Origin of the sequence: Vaginisenegalia massiliensis (genome assembly GCF_900604935.1) — a bacterium.
GTDB classification, from domain to species: domain Bacteria; phylum Bacillota; class Bacilli; order Lactobacillales; family Aerococcaceae; genus Vaginisenegalia; species Vaginisenegalia massiliensis.
The window spans coordinates 1-22,793 of the sequence record NZ_UWPC01000012.1 but is presented as its reverse complement, the minus strand read 5'-3'; the positions used below and the strand labels follow the sequence as shown (position 1 = coordinate 22,793).

Annotated in this window: 26 protein-coding genes; 5 read left to right on the top strand and 21 right to left on the bottom strand. The window is 38.1% G+C overall.

The genetic code is table 11. The annotated features are described in order from the left end of the window. Positions 1-17 precede the first annotated feature (17 nt). Positions 18-356 carry a hypothetical protein gene (locus EIH20_RS07605; protein ID WP_124059372.1) on the bottom strand — a complete coding sequence of 113 codons (339 nt, stop codon included), beginning with the start codon at positions 354-356 and terminating at the stop codon, positions 18-20. A gap of 109 nt (positions 357-465) precedes the next feature. Continuing rightward, a complete protein-coding gene (gene glpK, locus EIH20_RS07600) occupies positions 466-1,977 on the bottom strand; it encodes a glycerol kinase GlpK (RefSeq protein ID WP_338133176.1) in 1,512 nt (503 codons plus the stop codon). A gap of 159 nt (positions 1,978-2,136) precedes the next feature. Between glpK and fsa the strand changes: the two genes are divergently transcribed. Further along, the gene (fsa, locus tag EIH20_RS07595; protein WP_124059370.1) at positions 2,137-2,793 is read left to right on the top strand and encodes a fructose-6-phosphate aldolase; all 657 of its coding nucleotides are present in this window, start codon (positions 2,137-2,139) and stop codon (positions 2,791-2,793) included. 83 nt (positions 2,794-2,876) lie between these two features. On the opposite strand, the gene EIH20_RS07590 is transcribed toward fsa, so the two are convergent. The 11 genes from EIH20_RS07590 to lacD all read right to left on the bottom strand — a co-directional run bounded on the left by EIH20_RS07590 (position 2,877) and on the right by lacD (position 11,786). Next, entirely contained in the window at positions 2,877-3,221 is a 345-nt protein-coding gene (locus EIH20_RS07590; protein ID WP_124059368.1) for a DUF956 family protein, read from the bottom strand. Positions 3,222-3,256: 35 nt separating this feature from the next. Beyond that, complete coding sequence (locus tag EIH20_RS07585; protein WP_124059366.1) at positions 3,257-4,171, bottom strand: PTS system mannose/fructose/sorbose family transporter subunit IID; 915 nt, start codon at positions 4,169-4,171, stop codon at positions 3,257-3,259. Positions 4,172-4,184: 13 nt separating this feature from the next. Then, entirely contained in the window at positions 4,185-4,994 is an 810-nt protein-coding gene (locus EIH20_RS07580) for a PTS mannose/fructose/sorbose transporter subunit IIC (RefSeq protein WP_124059364.1), read from the bottom strand. 17 nt (positions 4,995-5,011) lie between these two features. Continuing rightward, complete coding sequence (locus EIH20_RS07575) at positions 5,012-5,998, bottom strand: PTS sugar transporter subunit IIB (RefSeq protein ID WP_124059362.1); 987 nt, start codon at positions 5,996-5,998, stop codon at positions 5,012-5,014. Positions 5,999-6,431: 433 nt separating this feature from the next. Then, positions 6,432-7,460, bottom strand: coding sequence for a PTS system mannose/fructose/sorbose family transporter subunit IID (locus EIH20_RS07570; protein ID WP_124059360.1), 1,029 nt, complete (start codon positions 7,458-7,460; stop codon positions 6,432-6,434). Continuing rightward, entirely contained in the window at positions 7,450-8,268 is an 819-nt protein-coding gene (locus EIH20_RS07565) for a PTS mannose/fructose/sorbose/N-acetylgalactosamine transporter subunit IIC (RefSeq protein WP_124059358.1), read from the bottom strand. Before EIH20_RS07565 ends, EIH20_RS07570 begins: the two co-directional genes overlap by 11 nt. An 18-nt stretch (positions 8,269-8,286) precedes the next feature. After that, positions 8,287-8,763 (bottom strand): PTS N-acetylgalactosamine transporter subunit IIB, encoded by a 477-nt coding sequence (gene agaV, locus EIH20_RS07560; protein WP_124059356.1) that lies wholly within the window; start codon positions 8,761-8,763, stop codon positions 8,287-8,289. A 15-nt stretch (positions 8,764-8,778) separates the two neighbouring features. Then, entirely contained in the window at positions 8,779-9,066 is a 288-nt protein-coding gene (gene yajC, locus EIH20_RS07555; RefSeq protein ID WP_124059353.1) for a preprotein translocase subunit YajC, read from the bottom strand. Next, on the bottom strand, positions 9,066-9,503 hold the full coding sequence (locus tag EIH20_RS07550) for a PTS sugar transporter subunit IIA (RefSeq protein ID WP_124059351.1): 438 nt from the start codon (positions 9,501-9,503) through the stop codon (positions 9,066-9,068). The genes yajC and EIH20_RS07550 overlap by 1 nt, the downstream gene beginning before the upstream one ends. A gap of 95 nt (positions 9,504-9,598) precedes the next feature. Continuing rightward, positions 9,599-10,768 carry an SIS domain-containing protein gene (locus EIH20_RS07545; RefSeq protein WP_124059349.1) on the bottom strand — a complete coding sequence of 390 codons (1,170 nt, stop codon included), beginning with the start codon at positions 10,766-10,768 and terminating at the stop codon, positions 9,599-9,601. 22 nt (positions 10,769-10,790) lie between these two features. Then, positions 10,791-11,786, bottom strand: coding sequence for a tagatose-bisphosphate aldolase (gene lacD / locus EIH20_RS07540; RefSeq protein ID WP_124059347.1), 996 nt, complete (start codon positions 11,784-11,786; stop codon positions 10,791-10,793). Between the two features lie 204 nt (positions 11,787-11,990). Here lacD and EIH20_RS07535 point away from each other — a divergent pair, with 204 nt between their 5' ends. Both EIH20_RS07535 and EIH20_RS07530 read left to right on the top strand, forming a co-directional pair. Continuing rightward, positions 11,991-12,746, top strand: coding sequence for a DeoR/GlpR family DNA-binding transcription regulator (locus EIH20_RS07535; protein WP_124059345.1), 756 nt, complete (start codon positions 11,991-11,993; stop codon positions 12,744-12,746). A 12-nt stretch (positions 12,747-12,758) separates the two neighbouring features. After that, positions 12,759-13,694 (top strand): hexose kinase, encoded by a 936-nt coding sequence (locus tag EIH20_RS07530; protein ID WP_124059342.1) that lies wholly within the window; start codon positions 12,759-12,761, stop codon positions 13,692-13,694. Positions 13,695-13,843: 149 nt separating this feature from the next. Here the strand turns inward: EIH20_RS07530 and EIH20_RS07525 are convergent, their stop codons facing one another. From EIH20_RS07525 to EIH20_RS07495, 7 genes are all read right to left on the bottom strand, one after another. Then, a complete protein-coding gene (locus EIH20_RS07525; RefSeq protein WP_124059340.1) occupies positions 13,844-15,841 on the bottom strand; it encodes an FtsX-like permease family protein in 1,998 nt (665 codons plus the stop codon). Next, positions 15,831-16,601, bottom strand: coding sequence for an ABC transporter ATP-binding protein (locus EIH20_RS07520; RefSeq protein ID WP_124059338.1), 771 nt, complete (start codon positions 16,599-16,601; stop codon positions 15,831-15,833). Before EIH20_RS07520 ends, EIH20_RS07525 begins: the two co-directional genes overlap by 11 nt. A gap of 104 nt (positions 16,602-16,705) precedes the next feature. Next, a complete protein-coding gene (locus EIH20_RS07515; RefSeq protein ID WP_124059336.1) occupies positions 16,706-17,605 on the bottom strand; it encodes a sensor histidine kinase in 900 nt (299 codons plus the stop codon). Further along, entirely contained in the window at positions 17,602-18,282 is a 681-nt protein-coding gene (locus tag EIH20_RS07510) for a response regulator transcription factor (RefSeq protein WP_124059334.1), read from the bottom strand. Before EIH20_RS07510 ends, EIH20_RS07515 begins: the two co-directional genes overlap by 4 nt. An 80-nt stretch (positions 18,283-18,362) precedes the next feature. Next, positions 18,363-19,784, bottom strand: a complete 1,422-nt coding sequence (locus EIH20_RS07505) for an amino acid permease (protein WP_478212820.1) — start codon at positions 19,782-19,784, stop codon at positions 18,363-18,365. Positions 19,785-19,915: 131 nt separating this feature from the next. Further along, positions 19,916-20,632: an HAD family hydrolase gene (locus tag EIH20_RS07500; protein WP_124059330.1), complete on the bottom strand. Its 717-nt coding sequence runs from the start codon at positions 20,630-20,632 to the stop codon at positions 19,916-19,918. A 127-nt stretch (positions 20,633-20,759) separates the two neighbouring features. Then, a complete protein-coding gene (locus EIH20_RS07495) occupies positions 20,760-21,698 on the bottom strand; it encodes an ATP-dependent 6-phosphofructokinase (protein ID WP_124059328.1) in 939 nt (312 codons plus the stop codon). A gap of 167 nt (positions 21,699-21,865) precedes the next feature. Here EIH20_RS07495 and EIH20_RS08750 point away from each other — a divergent pair, with 167 nt between their 5' ends. After that, on the top strand, positions 21,866-22,243 hold the full coding sequence (locus tag EIH20_RS08750) for a DUF3021 family protein (protein WP_124059326.1): 378 nt from the start codon (positions 21,866-21,868) through the stop codon (positions 22,241-22,243). A gap of 28 nt (positions 22,244-22,271) precedes the next feature. Then, on the top strand, positions 22,272-22,688 hold the full coding sequence (locus EIH20_RS07485; RefSeq protein ID WP_124059324.1) for a deoxynucleoside kinase: 417 nt from the start codon (positions 22,272-22,274) through the stop codon (positions 22,686-22,688). A gap of 8 nt (positions 22,689-22,696) precedes the next feature. Here EIH20_RS07485 and EIH20_RS08745 read toward each other — a convergent pair whose 3' ends face one another. Then, a complete protein-coding gene (locus EIH20_RS08745; RefSeq protein ID WP_420894250.1) occupies positions 22,697-22,789 on the bottom strand; it encodes an IS3 family transposase in 93 nt (30 codons plus the stop codon). Positions 22,790-22,793 lie beyond the last annotated feature (4 nt).

Below are 22,793 nucleotides of genomic sequence, written 5' to 3'. Positions count from 1 at the left end.
TTCTATGCCCTTGTTTATTAATTGACCTTGCCAAAAATCCAGAATACAATCATCGCCGCGAACTGAATGACAGCCGCTAAAGCAGGTGTCCAACTAGATTTCATTTTATGATTGGCCATGCTAATGAACGCATCTAATCCATGAACAATAACCAAAGATATGCCGATTAAGTTTAATAAACGTGTCGAAATTACAACCAAGGGAAGCATTGCCAAGATTAATAAAGTCAAACTCCGAATACAAGTAAAGGTTATGTTGGGTTTGCCTATTCCTTTGATTGAAAAGAATAAGCTGATGCTAAATGCTAAACTAAAACAAGCACTCAACAGGGTCAGCCAAGCTACTACATAATACACTGACATCGCTCCTTAGTGGATCTATTTCAACTAAATTATACCATTATTTTGAGCATGCAAAAGCGTTTACTATTATTGAAAACAATAATCCACCCACTTTTGCAATAGATTAATCAAGAAAATCCTCATCTTGAGCAAAGACTTCTGTTGCTTTAACCGCTCGCTTCCATCCTCGATACAGTTGGTCACGATTTTCTTTTCCCATCTTCGGTGAATAAGTTCTACCAACAGAGACAAGGGCTTGTAATTCATCTAAATCTTGCCAATAACCGATCGCTAAGCCAGCTAAATAGGCTGCCCCCAAGGCGGTGGTTTCTAAATTAGCCGCTCGAGCAATTTCAATTCCAGTAATATCAGACTGAAACTGCATCAAATAGTTATTCATGGCTGCCCCACCATCCACTTTCAAGATTGGGATATCCATTTGACTATCTTTTTTCATCGTCTCAACCACGTCACGTACTTGATAAGCAATCGATTGCAAGGTTGCTTTAACAAAATCCGCTTTAGTCGTTCCTCTAGTTAAGCCAAAGGCTGCCCCACGGGCATTGGAATTCCAGTAGGGAGCGCCTAACCCGGTAAAAGCTGGAACGATATAGACTTCATCCTGGTTTCGAGAAGAAAAGGCCAAGTCTTCAGTTTCCGAGGACTGTTCAAACATTGACAAACCATCACGTAACCATTGAACCGCACTACCAGCAACAAAGATTGAGCCTTCCAAGGCATAGTGAACCTTTCCATCAATCACATAAGCAATGGTGGTTAACAAGTTATTTGCCGACTTATGGGCTTGGGACCCCGTATTCATCACTATGAAGGCCCCGGTACCATAAGTTGACTTAATCATTCCCGGCTTGAAAGCTAACTGTCCAAATAAGGCAGCCTGTTGGTCCCCAGCCATACCGGTAATTGGAATCTCATGATTAAAGAAATGATAGGTATGGGTCCGGGCATATTCTTCTGAATTGGACTTAACTTCTGGCAACATGCAGGCGGGGATATTCAACAGATTTAAAATTTCTTGATCCCATTCTAAAGTATGGATATTAAAGAGCATGGTTCTAGCCGCATTGGAATAGTCAGTGACATGAACTGCCCCGCCGGATAATTTATAAACAAGCCAAGAATCAATAGTACCAAATAACAGTTGGCCAGCCTCTGCCTTTGCTTGAGCTCCGGGAACATGGTCAAGAATCCAACGAATTTTAGTTGCTGAGAAATAGGCATCAATAATCAAGCCTGTCTTATCTTGAATCATTTGTCGATAACCTTGGGCAATGAGTTGGTCTGCAATACTCGCTGTTTGCCGTGACTGCCAAACAATAGCGTTGTAAATAGGTAGTCCGGTCGTTTTATCCCAAATAACTGTTGTCTCTCGTTGATTGGTTATCCCTAAGGCGGCAATTTGATTAGGTCGTATCCCCGATTCAATAAAAGCTCCGGCAATCACCTGTTGAACATTATTCCAAATTTGATTAGCATCGTGTTCAACCCAACCTGCTTGGGGGTATATTTGCTCAAACTCAGCTTGACTCGATCCAATTAACTTGCCTTGGCGATCAACAATGATGGCTCTTGAACTAGTCGTTCCTTGATCGATGGCCATAATATATTTATCCACTGTTCTTTACTCTCCTTCATCTTTCAACTTAACAGGTCTATTTTAGTCAAAGAAAACGCTTAATTCAATCAATTATCCTTTATTTGAACTTATCCTTTCGTTGACGGTATAATCCACATTCTTTATACTTAAATTATTAAGTTAAAGGAGGATTATCAGATGAAATTTTTCTTAGACACTGCCAATATTGATGAAATCAAACGAATTAACGACTTAGGCTTATGTGATGGCGTCACCACCAACCCGTCTTTAGTTGCCAAAGAAGGCCGTGATTTCGAAGAAGTAATTAAGGATATTGCTTCTACTGTGGACGGTCCCGTCTCAGCCGAAGTGACCGGATTAACATATGAAGAAATGGTTGCTGAAGCTCGTGAATTAGCAAAATGGGCTGACAATATTGTCGTTAAAATCCCCATGACTGAGGCTGGCCTTAAAGCCGTTAGTACCCTTTCTAAAGAAGGGATTAAAACCAACGTGACTCTTATTTTTTCGGTTGCTCAAGGCTTGTTAGCTGCCAAAGCGGGTGCAACTTATATTTCTCCTTTCATCGGTCGTATTGATGATATGGGTGAAAACGGCATTGAATTAATTGCTGATTTACGTCAAGTATTAGACATCTACGACTTAGATGCTGAAATTATTGCCGCTTCTATCCGCCATATTGGTCACTTTGAACAAGCGGCCTTAGCTGGAGCTCATATCGGCACCATCCCTGGCACCCTCTTCCCTAAATTATGGTCTCATGTCCTAACTGATAAAGGTATTGACGGCTTCATGAAAGACTGGGAAAAATTTACATCTAACCAAAAAAAATAAATCTATGCCCATTTTTACAAACTAAAAAGTCCGACCAAAGACCCTAAATAAGGGCTTCGGTCGGACTTTTTGTTTACAATATTCTATTTGAAAAAGCGTGTTTTAGCGCGAACAAGTTGATCTGGCTTTAGATAACTTTGCATTTGTTTTAAACATTTACCTGCATCTTTAACGACAAAATTAAACGTTCCATTTGCTTTCGTATCCAGATAAAAACCACGAATATAGCGATTACCAAACAATATTTGGGCTCTAACTAAGTGAATCTCCTGCCACGGAATTTGTAAAAAATCTTCTGGATTTCGACTATTATAAAACTCCAAAGCTTGGTTACCGATTAAAATATCCCCATGTTTTGCACCAAAGCCCCCCATCAACAAGTTGGCTTTAGTATTAAAATCTACCCGACTATTTAAGGAAATGGCCACGTTTATTCTCCGTCCTTTACTACTTCACTATTTGTTTAGAAAATGCCTACTAAATGTCCTAAGATACCCAAAATAAACAAGCCAAAGATAATCACGATTGGGCTAACATTTTTCTTCAATAACCACATACAAGCAAAGGTTAAGAATAAAGCCGCAAAACCTGGAATTAATTGATCAAGGTTATTTTGTAAAGTGGTGACTTTTTCAGGACTTAATGACAGTCCAGCATTAGCTTGACCCAAAATCTCTTGTAATTTAGGACCTGTAACTGAATCTTTAGGGAATTCAATGAAGGCACCTTTAGCCAATTTAACTTTAGAAACTACCATAGGGAAATTAATTGAGGTCCAACGTTGTACAAGAATACCCATAACGAACATCCCCAAAATGGAAGCACCTTTGGTCACTGTTTGTAATAAACCACCTGATAAGTCTTGAGTGATTTCTGAACCTTGTTTGTAACCCAATTCTTGTGTGTACCACAAGAAGGCAATCCGAATTAAATTCCAAGTAATGAAGAAGAATAGTGGAGCAATAATGGATCCTCCAGTAGCTAAAGAAGCAGCAATTGCACCTAAAATTGGGCGAACTGTAAACCAGAAGACTGGATCCCCAATTCCGGCTAACGGACCCATCATACCAACTTTAACCCCTTGGATTGCTGCATCATCGATCGGCGCTCCATTAGCTCTTTCTTCTTCTAAAGCTAAGGTTACACCTAGGATTGGCGCAGCAATATATGGGTGGGTATTAAAGAATTCCAAGTGACGTTTCAAAGCTTCAGATGCTTCTTCTTTATTTGGATATAATTTTTTCAAAGCTGGGATTAACGAATAAGCCCAACCCCCATTTTGCATCCGTTCATAGTTCCAAGAACCTTGAAGGAATTGCGAACGTAACATAACACGACGACGGTCTGCTTTAGTTAAGGTAATTCTATTTTCAGTCATGTTCTTTTCCTCCTTAATAGTCATTTAGTATATCGCCTAAAGGGTCACCTGATGAGGCTACATTTCCGTTTTGTTGACCTTTGTTCTTAGTAAGATTTAAATAAATAATAGCTAATGAAAGACCAACAATACCGGTAGCAATTAAGGTTAATTCTTTAAGAGGAGCTAAAGCAAAACCAAGGAAGAAGAATGGCCATACTTCTTTAGTTGCCATTAAGTTGATAACCATAGCAAAACCGACTGCTACGACGAATCCACCACCGATGGTCATCCCTTCAGTAAACCAAGCAGGTAAAGAAGCTAAACCAGATTGAACCACGCTTGATGGAATGAATAATAAGAGACCTGATGGAATAGCGATCCGTAAGCCTTGGCAAGCCAAAGCAACAAAATGCCAAAATTCTACTTTAGAATAAGAACCTTCTTCAGCAGCGCGGTCGGCTTGGTGCACAATCACAACTGATAAAGTCCGTACGATCATGGTTAATACTAAACCAACAGTGGCTAATGTGATTGCAGCTGCAATCGCTACATTTTGTCCGCCAGGTGTAAAATTACCTGCTTTAACAAAGATAATTGCAGAAGCCACGGATGCTAAGGCTGCGTCTGGTGCCACGGCTGCCCCAATATTTGACCAACCAAGAGCTAATAATTGTAAAGCTCCCCCTAGCATAATACATTCAGCAACGTGACCAGTAGCTAAACCAATTAAAGAACAGGCAATAATAGGTTGGTGAAATTGAAATTGGTCAAGAATTCCTTCCATACCCGCTAAAAATGCGACAATTAAAATTAAAATAATCGAAATAATACCGAATTCCATATTTTATCCTCCTTTACTTACAGACTTAAGCCATCATGAGCTTTAGCTGCAATTAATTTCATCAATGACGATGGTTTATCAGATGGCACTTTACGAACGTCAAAACTTACTCCTTTAGATTCCAATTGTTTAAAGGTCTCAACGTCCTGTTGATCCATTGACAATGAATTTGTTACTAAAATTTTACCCACACTATGAGCCATTGAGCCCACGTTTAATTCCTTCAAGTCAACCCCTTTTTCAATTGTAGCCAAAGCTTCTTGAGGACTTTCAAATAATAGTAACGCACGTGTTGCACCAAATCGAGGATCTTTGTCAATTTCTACCAATTTATCAATCGGAATAACATGGGCTTTGATCCCTGGCGGAGCCGCTTGTTCAATTAACTTCTTGCGTAAGTCGTCTTTCGCAACTTTATCTGATACCACAATGATTCGGTCAGGAGTTGTAGATTTGGCCCAAGAAGTAGCCACTTGTCCATGAAGTAAACGTGAATCAATCCGTGCAAGAACATAATCAATCTTGCCATTTCCTAATACAGTGCCTTCCGGAATAGTGCCACCTACCGCTGCACCCTCCACTGGACTTGTCACTTTCTCTTCAACTTGCAAAGCTTCAGGTCTTACTTTAACTCCATCCTTAGCTGTTGGGATGATAGCCGCTGCAATCTCATGAGCTGTTTGCATAGATAAGCGTGCTGCACAAGCTTCAATTAGCATCGGCAAACTTAAACCTGCCACAATCGCCCGTTTATCAGTAGCCTCTTCAAACAAGATATTTGCTTGATTGAAAGGACTACCTCCCCAAAGGTCTACTAAGAATAAAACTTCTTCGCTATCAACTGTTTCAATAGCTTGACGAAGTTTAGCCTGTAAATCATCTGGTCCTTCGCTCGGCATAAAGGTTACGACTTCAAAATGATCTTGCTGACCAAAAATCATTTCACAAGATTGTCGAATACCAGCAGCAAATTCACCATGTGATGCAATGATTATTCCAACCATTTAATTACCTCCTTTATATTTTTGTTATGGATTTGATAACGTTATCACAATATCACATTGTGAATGTTTTTGCTATATCTTTCAAAAACATTATTCATTCAAAGCTCCGTACGTATTTGGATTGAATAGCCTTTGTGATTAATTTATCGAGGAATTCCATTAAATTATGATTGATCTTGAAATGATACCCCTCCTTGTACTCGTACCAATAAAATAATGAATATAATCTATCTTAATACCCAAACATTCAAAAACATTAATTCACCTCTACATTTCTAATAGCGAGAACGATTTTTTCGAATACATTATTCAATCAACAAACAAAAACCCCCAAAGGGAGACTCCAATGACGGTCGAGCCGTATCATCGAAATGCCCTTCGAGGGTTAACTTTTTATTCTATTTGAATGAGTCGTACAAGTTATATCTAAGGCTTAACCCCAGATACTTGGCCACCAACCGAAAGGTCCAGCCCCAATTAAACCGATGACTAATAATAAGACGATACATTTAATTGGTGTCCAGCCTTTAAAAGCAAGTAAATAGTAAAGTAAGAAAGTGATTGCCAATGGAATTAATTTTGGTAAGATACCATCTAAAATTTCTTGAACCTTAATTGTAACAGGTGTTTCAAGATACTCAGAATATTTCACTTCATAATTACCCGATTGCATCTTAGTAATGGTTGAATTTTCTTGACCTGGTTTGAATTTGCCCGCTGCTTCATCTTCAAAGATGATTTTTTTGTATTGGCCAAGGTCGCCTTCGTTCACATAAGTGGTCACTTCAGTTGCTGTATTCGTTGTTCCATTATTAATAACTAAACCAGAAACATTAGTAGCACCATAAACGCAAGTTAAAGCACCTACAACGAAAACACCTAAGATAGAAGCTGCCCGAGTAAATTCACGTGCATTAGCTGTTAAAACGCCGATAGCATTGGTTCCCATCTCATATGACCAGTTCATTAACCAGAAACGGATAGCAAATTGGACTAAGTTGAAGATAAGGAGGAATAGAATTGGCGCAAAAACATTACCATCCAAAGCCATTTGCGACGTGATACCTGCTGTAATTGGAACTAAAGTAAACCAGAAGATTGCATCGCCTATTCCACCTAAAGGTCCCATTGCGGCTACACGCACGGCACGAATGGTAGGAACATCGACTTTATTTTGTTCCAAAGATAGAATAATCCCCATAACAAAGGTTACCAAGAATGGGTGGGTATTGAAGAATTCCAAGTTATGACGCATTGAAGTTGATAAGTCTTCTTTATTATCTTTATGGATTTCTTCTAGACCTGGAAGAATAGAATATAGCCATCCAGCTGCTTGCATCCGTTCATAGTTAAATGAACCTTGTAAGTTAAGTGAGCGCCATACCATACGATTCAACGTTTTTTTATCTAATTTCTTCGCAGGGGTTGTATTGATGTAGTTAGTTGGGATATTAGATTCCATCCTCTTCACCTCCAAAATCTTCAGTTGCTGTTGCTGCAGCTCCTTTTAAACGCGTTTGAATTTGGAAATCCCAATACGCAAACGCAAAACCAATAATAGCTAAGATGAGTAATGCAGGACCTGCTAAGCTTTCAATACCACTGATAATAATAGCTAAAGCAAAACCTAAGAAATAGAAGCCCCATAATTCGCGCGATACCATTACTTTAAGTAAAATGGCAAAACCAACGAAACGCATCATTCCGCCAGCCGCTTTGAAGCCATCCATCACCCATTTATGTTGATCAAAGAAGTTCGCGATATTTTGACCGAAAGCTTGTCCACCGATAAAGAATAAGGTAACGATTAAGGCGAAAGACAAACCTAAAATTCCCATCGCTGTATAGTTCAGACGATCAATCGCCCGTGGATTTGCTTCTACGGCAAATTGATCTGCTTTAGACATCATTGGTGACATAGCTGTAAAGAGCATCATAACCGCATATTGTCCTAACAAAGCAAAAGGAATAGCCATACCTACAGAAGCTGCTGGATCTAATTTAAGCGAAATGGCTAAAACCGTCGCCATAATACCCCCGATAACAGCATTAGGTGGTTGAGCCCCACCGACTGGCATATTACCAATCGTCATTAATTGATAAGTACCCCCTACAATCAAACCCGTTTGGACATCTCCAAGGATAGCCCCAATTACAGGCCCCATTACAATCGGCTGGTACAATGATTCTAACAAGTCAAATTGATCAATGGCAGCAATAAAAGTAACGATAAAAACTAATAAGATCTGGATAATATTAAATTCTCCCATTTATGACACTCCTTTCATTTATTGAAATAATTTATTAATGCTTTCTGTTCCCTCTTGAGGAACACGACGAATTTCAAGTTCTACGCCAAGTTCTTGAAGCTTCTTAAAGCAAGCGACATCTTGATCGTCAACGGCAACAGATCCTGCAACTTGGCGTTTTCCTTCAGCCATATGCATGTTACCGATGTTGACTTTCTTAATTGGTACACCTCCTTCAACTAAAGTCAATACATCTTGTGGCGATTCCACAATAATGAAAATCTTTTGACGATCGGCTGCTTTATGAATAATTTCAATCGTCTTGGCAAGCGAGAAGTAGCGAGTTTGAGCACCTGCTGGTGCAGCCATATCCATGAGTCCTTGACGCATCTTATTAGTTGCCACCTCATCATTGGCAACTAATAAAAGATTTGCTCCAATTGAACCCGTCCATTGAGTAGCAACCTGACCATGGATAAGTCGGTTATCAATCCGTGTCAACAAAATATTTGGCATATATTATTTCTCTCCTTATTTATCTAAAATATCTGAAATGGTATATCGTGAAACAGTAATTATTGCGCCCGACTTCACTTTTATGTCGCAAGTATCTAGGCCAACCTCTGCAACGGTTCCTCTGAGTCCGTTACCAAACTCGACTTTTTGACCCACTTTTAAATTTTGATGTAATTGTTCAAAGTGAGTTTTTCGCGTTTTGATGGATTTTCGACTTGCTATATAGTAAAGGCCAATCGTAAGTAAAACCATGGCCAACACTACAAATGAAGTCACCATAACTTGATACCAAAATGTATTCATTAAATCCCCTCTCCATCAAAGTCGTCTTGATGCTTTTGACTAAAATCAGGTAAAACAACCGCAGAACGACCTGTTTCAACTAATTTTTCTGCTAAGGCTAGAGCTGATTCGGCAAATGGACCAGTTAATACGCCTTCTAAGACCATTGGCAAATTCGTTCCAGCTAATACAACAACAGAATCTAAATCTTGACTCTGAAGGACACTGACATTAAATGGTGTCCCACCAAGTAAGTCGGTCAATACCACTACCCCGTTTGAACAGTTTTCAAGCAATTGCTCCATTTGTTGGCGTAATTCACGTCCAAAATCGTCTAAATTCATGCCATCTTCAAACATGACAAATCTGGCATGGTCTGCTTTTCCACCAATCATTTGACTCGCTTGCATCATTCCTTTAGCAAACTCACCATGACCAGTCACTAAAATTCCAACCATTACAATGTTCCCCCTTAAAAAAACTCATAAAATAACGCTTACAAAAAGAATCTAATAATAACATAATGGACAATCCATTATGTTATTATTGATTTTTAACCTTGATAAGGGTGAATGCTTACCCCTTTAACCACACGATTAACTGTTCCTGATGGCGAAGGTGTATCTGGAGTGTTGCCAACTTTAACTGCTGTCATTAACGCAAAAGCTTGACCGAAAATGATATATGGGAAAGCTAAGTAGACATCATCTAATTGATCAGTTTTTTGGTTTAAACTGAATTGAGCCGCTTCAATTTCTTGCCGCTTTCGATTGGTAACAGCTAATGTTAATTTTGCAATCTGATCAGAAGCCACTTCATTTAGCAAATCTACATCATATTGGCGTGAATAGGCTTGATTTGAAACAAAATCAATCACAATGGTCTTGTCATTAACAAAAGATTTAGGTCCATGACGGAAGCCTAATGGGCTTTCATATTGTGTCGCCACTTTACCAGCCGTCAATTCAAGAATTTTTAATTGCGCTTCATGGGCCAAACCAAACAATCCTGCTGAACCCAGATAGACAAGACGATCAAAATCTAAATCAACATAGGCTTGAATTTCATCTTCTCTTTGTAAAACATCTTGTCCCATCTGTACAATTTGCTCAACCGCAGTAATTTTACTTGCTAGATCAGCTTTATCAAAAACTAACAAGCAGCTTAACATCATACAAGTATAGCTACCTGTCATCGCGAAGCCCGCATCGTTTGAACGACTTGGTTGCAATAACAATAGATTATCTACATCATCTTGAGCCGCTAGTGCCAGTTTACCCTCAGGTGCACAGGTAATAGTCATTTGATATAAATCTTTAATCAATTGTTTTGCTAATTGAACCGTTGCCACACTCTCAGGAGAATTGCCACTTCGAGCAAATGACACCAATAAAGTTGGTTGCTCTGCCATAAGATAAGTATAGGGATGAGAGACAATATCCGTCGTTGCAATAGCTTCAAAGGTGAATCCTTGATGCTGATAAACTTGATTCAAATAAGCATAGATGGCTTGACCCACATAGGCAGAGGTACCTGCGCCAGTAAAAATAACGCGGACATGATCATGTTGATTAGCTAATTTAGCCAAAAAATCTTCAATTTTGCTCACATTAGCTTGATAATCTTTCAAAACTTCTTGCCATAATTCTGGTTGTTGCTTGATTTCACGAGTCGTAATCTCAGCACCCAAGTTTAACAAGTCTTCGGTATTATTTGAAAACATAATCACATTACTCCTTCTTATGTTAGTCTTCTAAGGCTAATTTAGAAGTCCACGGGCTTGCTGAAGCTTCGATAGCTTGATTTAAGCCAGTGATATTGGCTTGTCCTTGGTTTTGTAACCAAGCACGGGTCGCTTCTTGTCCGCCTTGAACAAATTCATTCACAGCATCTTTCCATGTTGCTCGTCCACATAAAACTCCATTAAAACTTGCTCCTGCTTCTTTAGCAAATAATAACGTATCTTTAAACAAGTCAATAGAAACGCCGGCACTCAAATAGATATAAGGTAAATCGGTCGCTTGATCTTGTTCTTTGAAGAAGTCTAAGGCTTCTTGACGTGTGTAAAGCACTTGACCTTGACTAAATCCTTCAACAAAATTCATGTTTACAGGCACTTCAACCTTTAATACATCTACATTGTATTCAGCTTTTGAGAATTCTTTCATGGCTTCGATCACTTTATGAGGTTTCACTTTAGCATATTCGACACCCTTTGCGTCTTCAATCTCAGCATCATAGGAAACAATTTCTAAGAAGAAAGGAATTTCCTCAGCTTGGCATTCTGAACCGATTCGTTGGGTAAAGGCGTGTTTCCAATTGTTAATTTTAGCATCCTCGTCACAATCATAATAAAGCAAGAATTTAACTGCATCAGCCCCCGCTTCTTTTAAACGTTTAGCTGACCACTCAGGTAACAAATCAGGCAAGCGTCCAGGTTCTGAAGCATCATAACCGGTTTCTTCATATGCTAAGAGTAAGCCGGCTTGCTCATGGCGTTTAGTTGACGCCGGCAAACCATATTCTGGATCCAAAAGGATGGATGATGAATAGGGGGTTAATTCTTCAGAAATAGCCACCTTAAATTGTTCTACTGCTGTTTGAATATCTTCAACATTGCCACCGGCTGTGAGCATTTTCCGCAATGATCCTCGCTGATCAATGGCCAATGCTGAGATAACTTTACTTTCAGTTGAAAGTTTTTCCATTCGAGCCATTTTTCCAGCTGAAATTTTTCGCATAAATATCCTCCTTATCATTAACGCCTTTTCCGACCACATGTTCGAAAATGTTCGAACATGTTATTTCTCGATAATAATACCGCTTGAAATCCATTTTGTCAATATTCATAAAAGCGTTGACAAACATTGATAATATAACTATTATTATCTTTGAATTAAAGTTAACATTTTCAAACATCATTTCGAAGAAGGTGAACATTTGTAATGCTGAAAGCAGAACGTCAAAGCCTAATTCTGGATTTTCTTAAAAACAATAAATTTATTAAAGTCTCCGACGTTACCGATATGATTAATGTAGCAGACATGACTGTCCGTCGTGATTTTATTGAATTAGAAGAAAAAGGCCTAGTCAAACGCATTCATGGGGGCGCTGAACTTATCGAAGAAATCCCCAATAATCTCAATGAACTCAGTCATCTAGAAAAAAAATTACTCAATCTTGAAGAGAAACACGAAATGGCTAAAAAAATTAATCAAGAGCTTGTCGATGGTGAAACCATCTTTATTGGACCAGGCACTAGTCTTGAACTGATTTATGATGCTTTGACCCTTTCCAGTGGAACAATCATCACCAATTCGATCCACGCCTTTAATAAATTCAAATATGACGATCGATTTGAACTTATCCTCATAGGCGGAAATTACCGACAAAAAACGGGCTCTTTCTTCGGCACCATCGCCAATAGCTTAGCTCAAAACATCTACGTTCATAAAGCCTTTGTATCCGTTAACGCCCTCAATCTCAATGAGTGTTATACGGCCAACGCGGATGAAGGTATTACTTTACAGATGATTCTAAATAATTCCCAACAAAGATACGTTGTTGCTGACACCAGTAAATTTAACAAACGCGACTTCTATCGTTTTTATCAAATGCGCCCAAGCGATACACTGATTACTAACTCATCAATTAATCCCCAAGTTAAAACCTTATATGAAAACTATATGCGTGTCATCTAAAGGAGGTCTATCATGATACTTACGGTTACACTCAATCCTTCAATCGACATTTCCTATCTTGTTCCTGATTTCCACTTGGACCAAGTTCAACGCTGCCAAGAAGTTCATAAAGTAGCTGGAGGTAAAGGAATAAATGTGACTAAAGTTTTGCATCAGTTAGGAGCACCCGTTAAAGCGACTGGCTTTTTAGGGGGGCATTTCGGTGATTATCTTGCTGATAAATTAAGTCAGGCTAATATTCAACATGACTTTATTACCATTAGTGATGAAACACGGCAATCCATTGCCATCCTTCATGACCATCAACAAACTGAAATCCTTGAATCAGGTCCTCTTATTTCACCCTCAGAGGCTCAAGCTTTTCTAAAGCATTTCCCTCACTTGCTTGCAGAATGTCAAATTTTAACCCTCTCAGGCAGCCTACCTAAAGGATTAAGTCCTGAATTTTATCAAGAGCTAATCTCTTTGGCTCAACAAGAGAATGTTAAAGTTCTCTTTGATTCCTCTGGGCAAACCCTAATTGATGTACTCACAGGACCAGCTAGACCCTTTTTAATCAAGCCCAATGATGATGAAATTAGTCAAATCACAGGCCGCCCCTTCAACTTAGATCAACTTAATCAATGCAAAGCTGATTTAAATATTCCCCTTTTCGCCGATATCGAATGGTTAGTCATTTCACTAGGAGCCGATGGGGCTTTCATCAAACATCGTAATCAATTTTATCGGGTCTCAATTCCAAAAATTGAGGTTGTTTCCCCAGTCGGATCTGGAGATGCAACGGTCGCTGGACTGGCTTGGGCCTTGCATCAAGCAGTCGATGATGATGTTGTCATTAAAACCGGCATGACCTGTGGTATTTTAAACACTATGCAAGCTCAAACCGGCCATATTGATCCACAATATTTTGATCAAATTTATAAACAAATCCGGGTTGAGGCCGTCTAATAATTCGTAGCTAAACTATTTAATAAACCAAATAAAAGCCAGGACACCTACAGGTGTCCTGGCTTTTTGCTGTCAATGGATTCTTTATACATTATGTTACAAATGCCGAATTTGATTGGTTGTATATGTCAGCTCATGCTTCTGATGGACTATTGATTCACAAGTTTATAATAAACTTGTGAGATCCATTGATAGAATAAACCATACAAAATAACAAACACGACAATGACTGCTAACATGACTTTTATATAGCTCATCGAATCATAGAAACCAAAGAGGCTCATCAAATTAAACACAATTTTCCCTGCGACTGCCACATGAATCACAGCAAGAACGATAGGTCCAAAAATAAGCCAACGCATTTGTTGTCGGATGGTTGCTTTAATCATCTGATCAGGCAAGCCTAAATTTTTCATAATCCCCATTGATTTCTGGTCTTCAATTCCTTCAGAAATCTGTTTGTAATAAAGCATTAAGGCCATCCCGACTATTAAGATGATACTAACTAGACCGCCAATAAATAGGAAACCACCATTGATTTCGTACCAAGCTTGGCTTTGGTCTTGCCGAGTCATCAATTCGCCACCTAGCTCTTGAATTTCCGCCTTAAGTTTGGCTACCTGCTCCTCTTTTAAGGGTTGGCTCATTTCATAAGTTGACGAAAATTGATATTCAATCGGGAATCGAGGATTCACAGCTCCCATTTTTTCAGCTTGACTATAAAAGCTAGAGACAAACGCATCTAATGCCTCTTGATCCGGGAATAGCAAATAAAAGCCATCCATAAGAATATTTCCTGGAAATGTTTGTTTAAAGGATTGGATTTGGTAAGTATCTTGGCCTAATTGGATATGGTTTAGTTGCTCATACTCTTGATTGTTAGTCGCAAAATACACTTGCCCCCGCTCTAACTTCAAGTGGCTTCCCTCAATTTGATTATAATTTTCCAATGTCTGTGCAATCACATATTTAGGCATAGATGCTTCTTTTGAAAATCCCTTAGGAACAATACTGTCCTTTTTTAAATCCACTAACAAACTAACTGTCTTAGCTACACCTGGGCTAGTTATGTGATAGCGGCGCTCTATCGTCTCTGTCTGCGTCTGAACCTTCTTTAGAATTTCTGCCTGTTTATTTGCTGGCAAATGAATGGGAATCGTCTGATCCCAGGTAACTTGATAATCCGACGAAATAGTCGAATCAATCATGGTTTCAGCCCCTTGATAAATACCGATTGTTGTGCCAATGCAGAGGATAATTCCCGTACTCAAGACGCACATGCTCGCTAAACTTACAGCATTAGATTTCATCCGATAAAGCATTCCCGAAATAGTTAAGAAATGGTGACTAGAATAATAGTAGTCTTTTTTACTTTTAAGATATTTCAAAAGCCAAATACTCAAAGAGGAAAAGATTGCATAGGTTCCGAACATAACTAAGATTACAGCCAAAAAGAAGGTCGGAATTGCCTTTAACAAACCTTCTGAGTTTAAAGCCAAATAATACCCAACTGCAATGAAGACTAGACCCAACACACCTTGAAAAATAGACGCTCTGGGTTCTTTTTGTCCTGCGTGAGCTCGATTAAATAGTTCAATCGGATTGTAACGATAGATTTGCCAGGCATTTAATAAGAGCAAGCTTAAATTGATCAAACCAATTAAAGCAAGCGTCACACCAAGTGTTTGACCGTCGAAGACATAATCTTGTAGAGCGGCTGTCTTATCTTTCATAAGCAAATTTAAGAGTTTGAATAAGAGATGCCCTAATAGATACCCACCAAAGATACTAATGAGATTGGTAATGACCCACACGAAGCATTGTTCAAGAAGAATAATCGAAAAAATATGCTTCTTCTCCAAGCCTAAGACATTATACAAGCCATACTCTTTCTGACGTTGCTTTTGAATAAAATGATTGCCGTAACTATAAAATATGATTAATAAGATAGTGACAACCACGATACCCAATCGAATAATCATTGGTAGACTTGCATGTCGTGTTTGAACAAAATGGTTGTTTAACAAAGACACCATTACAAAGAATAAAGCTGTCATTAAACTGGTAGAAAGAACATACGGTAAATATAGATCCATCAAAGCAGCCAGATTTCGTTTTGCAAATGAGAACAAATAATTAGGCTTCAAATGAATCACCTCGCTGATTTAACATGGTAATCGCTTGAGAGATTTTTTCTTGGAAGTCGGCTTGGCTGAGTTGACCGCGATAGATTTCATGAAATAATCTTCCATCTTTAATGAAAGATACCCGTTTGGCGAATGAGGCAGATCGAATTGAGTGTGTGACCATTAACAACGTGTTCCCTGCATCATTGATTTGAGTAAATAAATTCATGACTTGTTCTGCTGTCTTTGAATCTAATGCTCCCGTCGGCTCATCAGCTAGTAATAATTTAGGATTGGTAATAATCGCTCTAGCAATCGCAATCCGCTGTTTCTGTCCACCTGATATTTCATAGGGATACTTTTCAAGTAAGGATTCTACTCCTACTTGACTAGCAACTTTGTTGAGTTGACTTTCCATTTGCTTAACCGATGTTCCAGATAAGACTAACGGCAAGAGTATATTATCTTTATTGGTAAAACTATCCAAAACATTAAAATCCTGGAAGACAAAGCCAAGTTGTTGCCGACGAAATGCTGCTAAATCCTTTTGCGGAATCTTAGCTAAGTCCTGTCCATTAAACTGAATTTGTCCACTGGTTGGTTGATCAAGAGTGGCAATAATATTTAATAAGGTCGATTTACCCGAGCCAGATTCCCCCATAATAGCCACAAATTCCCCTTCATCGATAGCTAATGATAGATTATTTAAAGCTTGCGTCTTGACCTGACCTATTTTGCCCCCATAAATTTTATTAAGTTGTTTTACTTTTAATAGACTCATCTTATCTCCCCCTTATGTGTTTGTACCCTAAGTATAAGGTAAGAAAAAAAGCCAAGCCTTTATTTTAAATAACAAAATAAAAACTTAGCTTACAAAATTGTAAGTTAATGGTATTTAAAATAGAGGGTGACCCGGGTTCCTTGACCTAGGGTTGATTCGATGATTACTTTTTGATCTAATTTTTGACTAATTTCTTTTACTAAAAATAGACCAAGACCTGAGGATTTATCATTGTATTGTCCATTAAAACCCGAAAAACCCTGTTCAAAAATACGAGGTAAATCTTCTTCACGAATACCGATACCGGTATCTTCAATCACCAAACCGTGGACATGAGGATCAAAAAAGAGTTTTATTTTTTCCCCTTTAGCATATTTCACCGCATTGGCTAAAATCTGTTCAATCATAATAGCTGTCCACCGCGCATCCGTTAATACTTTCTGTTCAAGTGGCTGATAGTCCAGCTGAATATGATCGTAGATAAACCAGATGGAATACCGCTTTAGTAAGGGTTGGATTAAACTATCAAGATCAACTATGGTGAAATCTAAATCTGTTGATTTACTAGCTAATTTCATATAAGAAATGGCCATTCCAGTATAAGTCTCAATGCTAGCTAATTCTTGTTTAATTTTCCCCATTTGTTGCGGATTATAGTTATCAAGCATGAGTTGAATACTGGTAATGGGAGTCTTAATTTGATGGACCCAGAGAACAAAATAATCCTCTAAGCGTTTGGTTTGCGCTTGCGTCTGATTGATTAAGTTTTGATAATCTGATTTCGCTTGAGCCAACTCCAGCTTTAATTGCGTCGTTTTCTTGAAACGAAGCCAAGATACTCCCAAAAAAAGCAGCCAAATAAAACTCAAAAAGGCTAACAAAAGAAACCCTTCTGCCCAAGGTAACCCATATAGATAGAAAATGAGGCTAATAATGCCCATGCAAAACAGATAATAAATAATAAACTTCATTTCATCATGGATAAAGGCTTTGAATTTATTCATAAGGTCTCCTGTTTCAAGGCATAGCCTACATTACGCTTGGAAATAATTTGATAGTCCGGTGTCAATGTGGCCAGTTTTTTCCGCAAACGAGTGACATTTACGGCTAACGTATTGTCATCAATAAAAGAATCATTTTGCCAACATTTCTCCATTAAGCTTTCACGGGCTACAAATTGGCCCTTAGCTAACATCAAACTTTCCATTACTTGTAACTCCGTCCGAGTTAAATCAACTGTTTGCTCTTCCCATACTAATCGCGCTTGACCTAAAAACAAAGTTAACTTATCCATTGTGAGCAAATCTAAATTATCAGTAAAATCATAGGTTCGACGCAAGAGAGCCTGAATTTTAGCAATCGTAACCGTCATATCGAATGGTTTAACAATAAAATCATCAGCTCCCATTTGCATAGCCATCACCATGTCCATTTGTTCATTTCGCGATGAAATGATGATAATGGGAACATTGGAAATTTGACGAATTTGACCACACCAGTGATATCCATTGAAGCTCGGTAAATTAATATCCAGCAAGACGAGATGAGGTTGAATCGTTTTAAATTCAGCTAAAACTTGGTTAAAGTCATCGACTTGATAAACCTCATATTGCCATTTTCTTAGTTCTTCAGCCATTGATTGAGCAATATTTGTATTATCTTCAACAATGAATATCTTCACGCGAACTCACACTCCCTAAAGAATAAAGACTCTTAGGCTTATCTTAACCTAAGAGTCATTAAATTGCTATTTTGAATTAATTAATCGTTTTGAGCTAATTGTTTCTTAGCAATCGTTGGCAAAACAAGACCTAAGCCAATCAAAATAAATGGCGTAATAATATTTAAGACTAATTGGAAGCTATCCTCTGAGTACATCCCTAAAATGCAGGCAAATGCGGTAAAGAAGAAGCACCAAGCAGCAGCAATATAACCTGAAACTTTTCCTTTAGTGAAGCGATATTCAGAATTAAAGCGACTACCTGCTTTTTTCAAAGCATAGTAGGCAAAGAATACCCATAAATAACGAAGTGGCATACACACGGCATTTAATTTAACTAACCAGACTACTAAAGTATCCACATCTTTAATACCGAAAGCTGGGATAATAATTAAGATAGCGATGATTACACCAATTAATTTGTGACCATTAATATAGGCACCGTATTTGTTTTGTTTGTATAAAGATTGAGGAATAAAGCGACGATCAGATGATTCAATCAAAATACGTAAAGGTGCATCAATTGAAATAATCATAATCGAAACCTGACCAATAAAATCAGCGACCGCATAGATAATCATAAATAAATTACCTACATGATAATATTCCCCTAATTTTTGGAAAGCATAATAGGTTCCATTGGTCATTAAGTCTTTAGGGATATTGTTCGAATCAAACATTAAACCTAATGCTAACGTCCCTAACATAGCTGTGATAGCTACCATGATAACTAAAGCAATCATCCCTTTAGGAAAGTCTTTTGCCGGACTCTTCATCTTATTTACATAAGGTGAGATTTTCTCACAACCCCCGACCGCAAAGACAAGAATGGATAAACTTGATAAGAATTTCCAGTCGAAAACAGGCATTAATGATTTAGCGGATAAGTCCAAGTGATTGACCTTTGCTCCCATAATTGATGGAGCTGCTAGGGCTAACACGACAAATAATAAGGACATAACAAACATAGAAGATCCAGCTAATGCAGCAACTTTCTTAATGAAATCAACGCCTCGCGAAGCCAGGACAAGAACAATCGCAAAAATCACTAATGAAACCATTTGAATCATCACGACATTGGCATCACTGATTCTTTTGTCACCAAAAATCATCCAAGATAAGGAAATCAAAATGCGTGATGGTTTTTGAGAGATATACGGCATATGAACCACCCAATAGGTCCATCCAGCTAAATAGGCTAATTTTGGCCCTACCGTGGCATTAATCCAAGAAGAAACACCGCCACCTTCCTCTTTAAATGCCGAACCCAATTCCCCTACCATTAAAGAATATGGAATAAAATAAATAGCAAAAATAATAATCCAAGAAATAATGGCTTTTAAACCACCGTATGCGGAAAAGCCATTGACTACGTTACCAAATGACCAAACCGTAGAAAACGCCATAAAGGCTAGGGTATACCATAATATATTTTTATGCTCGAGTTTTTTCTGCATGGACATCCTCCCAAAAAATGCTATATTAAGCATTCATTATATGCTATTCCTTCTATACTTGACAATAGTCTTAGAGCAGATAAGTATAATATTGATTTATCATTTTAAAAGGAATATTGGTTAAAGTTAGCTCTATTCTATGATAAATCAAAATTAATTTTACTATTAAAGTAACGGAAAATAGCCTCGTCATCGCTAAAGCTACGTACATTTGGATGTTCAACTTTTTGGCCTTTTAGGTTCAAGTAGAAAGCTAACCAACCAGCATCGGCGGCTCCCATCACATCATTATCCGGGTGATCACCAATATAAAGAATTTCATGACTCGCGTAACCTAACTGACTTTGAACGGCTTGGAAAATCCGTCTATCTGGTTTAGAGATACCTAACCGTTCTGAAACAAAGAAACGATCCCGGGGAATATATTCTTCCAACTCTAGGTTATGATATTTATTCAATTGATCCGCTTCAGCCCCGTTAGTTAAAATAAAGAGCTCCAAATCAGTATTCTTTAACATTTCAAGAAGCAACTTCATATATGGCCGTGGCACAATTTTATCACGGAAATAATAATATAAGGCATCAAAAATATAGGCCTTCTCCATATCAATATCATAGCCAAAGAATTCATAGGTACGAATGACGCGATCAAGCTTATAGGCTAATTTTGATTTTTGTCCAGCGATAAATAATTGATATTCGGCAATGGAAAATTCTTGATAAACTTTATTAAACTCTTCAAAACGCATGTGGGTCCGAACCACATTGTTTTCCATAATATTATAGGTATTACGATAAATCTGATTGCGATCATACAAGGTGTCATCCAAATCAAAGCCAATTACTTTAATCATGTCGTCTCCTCTTCAACGAAAATATATAGTGCGTGCTATTAGATAATAGCACGCACTATATAAGAAATAAAGTAAAAATCACTCAGTCAACAAAAAAAGTTCGTCTTTTGACGAACTTTTAATTAGCCTACATAAATGGCATAATCATTTCTTTTTCTTTATTTAGTGTTTCCTCGATATCTTGAACAACAATTCGCCGCGATTTTAACGCTAAATTACAACCTGAACCCTCTTCTTTAACGATATATTCCACAGCTCGTTTAGCATAAGCTCCCGCTAATAGGCGGTCTAAAGCTGCTGGGCCGCCTCCCCGCTGAACATGCCCAATCGTTAAGCCACGCACATCATAATTGGTACTTGAGCGGATAAAATCAGCAAACGCATTGGCGGTCATTATCCCCTCAGCAATAATAAAGAGTTGATACCGTTTCATCGCATTTTTGGAGTGTTCAATTTGATTTTTAATTTTCTCTAAGTCCACATCTTCAGGACGATAAATAATTCCTTCAACGTCCAATGCCGTACCAGCCCAATAGGCAATATCTGGTGCATGTCGACCCATAACCTCAATTGCGAAGATTAAACCGTGGCTAGCTGCGGTTGTTTTAACTTGATCCACCGAAGAAACTACTGATTTAACAGCTGTATAAAAACCAATGGTCATATCCGTATCCGGAATATCATTGTCAATAGTACCCGGTAAAGCAACGACAGGCACCCCTAACTTAGATAACTCTAAAGCCCCCCGATAAGATCCGTCGCCACCGATCACGATTAAAGCGTCGAAACCATCTTCTTTTAACATTTGGGCAGCTTCTTGACGAACACTTGGATCTTTGAATTCTGGGCACCGGGACGTTCCAAGAATCGTTCCACCCTGTCCTTCAAATCGTTCAGTCCACGCGGTTTCTAAAAATTGATAATCCCGAGTAATTAAACCGCGATACCCATTATTAAAGCCAAAAACTTGATGACCATTCGCACTAGCCTCTTTGACGACTGTATGAATCGCACTATTCATACCTGGGGCGTCGCCACCACTGGTTAATATTCCGATTTTCTTCACAAAATGACCTCCTAATATAGGACAATATTTAACTTTATCATAGCATTTTTTTGGCAAGAAATCAGGCCAAAGAAATAATTATTTTTTTAATTAGATTTTAACGCCTATTTATTCCACTTTCGGCTATAATAGGATATATGTTCAGCGTTTGACGCTAGAAAAGAGGGATGATGATGTTAACTTCACTTATTTGGCACAGCTTGATAAAAGCTCTTGGTTTGTTTTTTCTTTTGTTAATCCTTGCTTTTATCTTTAATTATCAAAAACATTTTAAGAGCGCTAAAAACATCTTTTATTTTGCCGCCATCCTTCTTGTCATTCAGTTGTCCAATGTTGTCTTCAAGATACCCAATTGGACGGCTGCCAAACAAACATTTAGTCATTTTATCTTAATGCTTTGCTCCGTCTACCCTCTACTCCTACTTAGTGGTTGGTTTCCTCGGAAGACACACGGAGACCGCATCAAAGTCTTATTATTACTCGTCACAAGTCTTTTAATAATCTATTTATTCTTTTTAATCTTTTCAAGATTAGTCAATATCTAATCACTTTATAGATACAAGGAGTTGAACAATGAGCGTGATAGTTGTAGGTGGCATGATTGGTGCTGGAAAAACTTCAATCGCAGAATTATTGAGTAAAAATCTGGGTAGCCAAGTATTTTATGAAGACGTTGAAAATAATGCCTTATTGCCTTTATATTACCAAGCAAGTGAGGAGGAACAGTTAGCTAAGCGTTATCCTTTCTTGCTCCAATTGAGTTTCTTAAATTCTCGCTTTAGTTCAATTAAAGCAGCCCTTAAAGATCAGAATAATGTTCTCGATCGCTCGATCTATGAAGATTGGTACTTTTGTAAATTGAACCATCAGATGGGCCGCATTTCAGATATCGAATTTCAAATTTATGAAGATTTATTAGATAACATGATGGAAGAACTCGATTCTTTGCCGAAAAAAGCACCCGACTTTGTAGTGGACCCAAAAAGTTGAACTTTTTATTAAGCCACTGTCATTAAAGCAAGATTTCTGTATTCTACAGGAGTCTTGCTTTTTAATTTTCTCTTCTTCCTAACTAAATTATAATATTCTATATAG

What these genes read in the sequence shown, in the direction of transcription:
- fsa (WP_124059370.1), top strand. Translation starts at nt 2,137, where the DNA reads ATGAAATTTTTCTTAGACACTGCCAATATTGATGAAATCAAACGAATT.
- EIH20_RS07585 (WP_124059366.1), bottom strand. Translation starts at nt 4,171, where the DNA reads ATGACTGAAAATAGAATTACCTTAACTAAAGCAGACCGTCGTCGTGTT.
- EIH20_RS07580 (WP_124059364.1), bottom strand. Translation starts at nt 4,994, where the DNA reads ATGGAATTCGGTATTATTTCGATTATTTTAATTTTAATTGTCGCATTT.
- EIH20_RS07575 (WP_124059362.1), bottom strand. Translation starts at nt 5,998, where the DNA reads ATGGTTGGAATAATCATTGCATCACATGGTGAATTTGCTGCTGGTATT.
- EIH20_RS07570 (WP_124059360.1), bottom strand. Translation starts at nt 7,460, where the DNA reads ATGGAATCTAATATCCCAACTAACTACATCAATACAACCCCTGCGAAG.
- EIH20_RS07565 (WP_124059358.1), bottom strand. Translation starts at nt 8,268, where the DNA reads ATGGGAGAATTTAATATTATCCAGATCTTATTAGTTTTTATCGTTACT.
- agaV (WP_124059356.1), bottom strand. Translation starts at nt 8,763, where the DNA reads ATGCCAAATATTTTGTTGACACGGATTGATAACCGACTTATCCATGGT.
- yajC (WP_124059353.1), bottom strand. Translation starts at nt 9,066, where the DNA reads ATGAATACATTTTGGTATCAAGTTATGGTGACTTCATTTGTAGTGTTG.
- EIH20_RS07550 (WP_124059351.1), bottom strand. Translation starts at nt 9,503, where the DNA reads ATGGTTGGAATTTTAGTGACTGGTCATGGTGAGTTTGCTAAAGGAATG.
- EIH20_RS07545 (WP_124059349.1), bottom strand. Translation starts at nt 10,768, where the DNA reads ATGTTTTCAAATAATACCGAAGACTTGTTAAACTTGGGTGCTGAGATT.
- lacD (WP_124059347.1), bottom strand. Translation starts at nt 11,786, where the DNA reads ATGCGAAAAATTTCAGCTGGAAAAATGGCTCGAATGGAAAAACTTTCA.
- EIH20_RS07535 (WP_124059345.1), top strand. Translation starts at nt 11,991, where the DNA reads ATGCTGAAAGCAGAACGTCAAAGCCTAATTCTGGATTTTCTTAAAAAC.
- EIH20_RS07530 (WP_124059342.1), top strand. Translation starts at nt 12,759, where the DNA reads ATGATACTTACGGTTACACTCAATCCTTCAATCGACATTTCCTATCTT.
- EIH20_RS07520 (WP_124059338.1), bottom strand. Translation starts at nt 16,601, where the DNA reads ATGAGTCTATTAAAAGTAAAACAACTTAATAAAATTTATGGGGGCAAA.
- EIH20_RS07515 (WP_124059336.1), bottom strand. Translation starts at nt 17,605, where the DNA reads ATGAATAAATTCAAAGCCTTTATCCATGATGAAATGAAGTTTATTATT.
- EIH20_RS07505 (WP_478212820.1), bottom strand. Translation starts at nt 19,784, where the DNA reads ATGTCCATGCAGAAAAAACTCGAGCATAAAAATATATTATGGTATACC.
- EIH20_RS07500 (WP_124059330.1), bottom strand. Translation starts at nt 20,632, where the DNA reads ATGATTAAAGTAATTGGCTTTGATTTGGATGACACCTTGTATGATCGC.
- EIH20_RS08750 (WP_124059326.1), top strand. Translation starts at nt 21,866, where the DNA reads ATGATGATGTTAACTTCACTTATTTGGCACAGCTTGATAAAAGCTCTT.
- EIH20_RS07485 (WP_124059324.1), top strand. Translation starts at nt 22,272, where the DNA reads ATGAGCGTGATAGTTGTAGGTGGCATGATTGGTGCTGGAAAAACTTCA.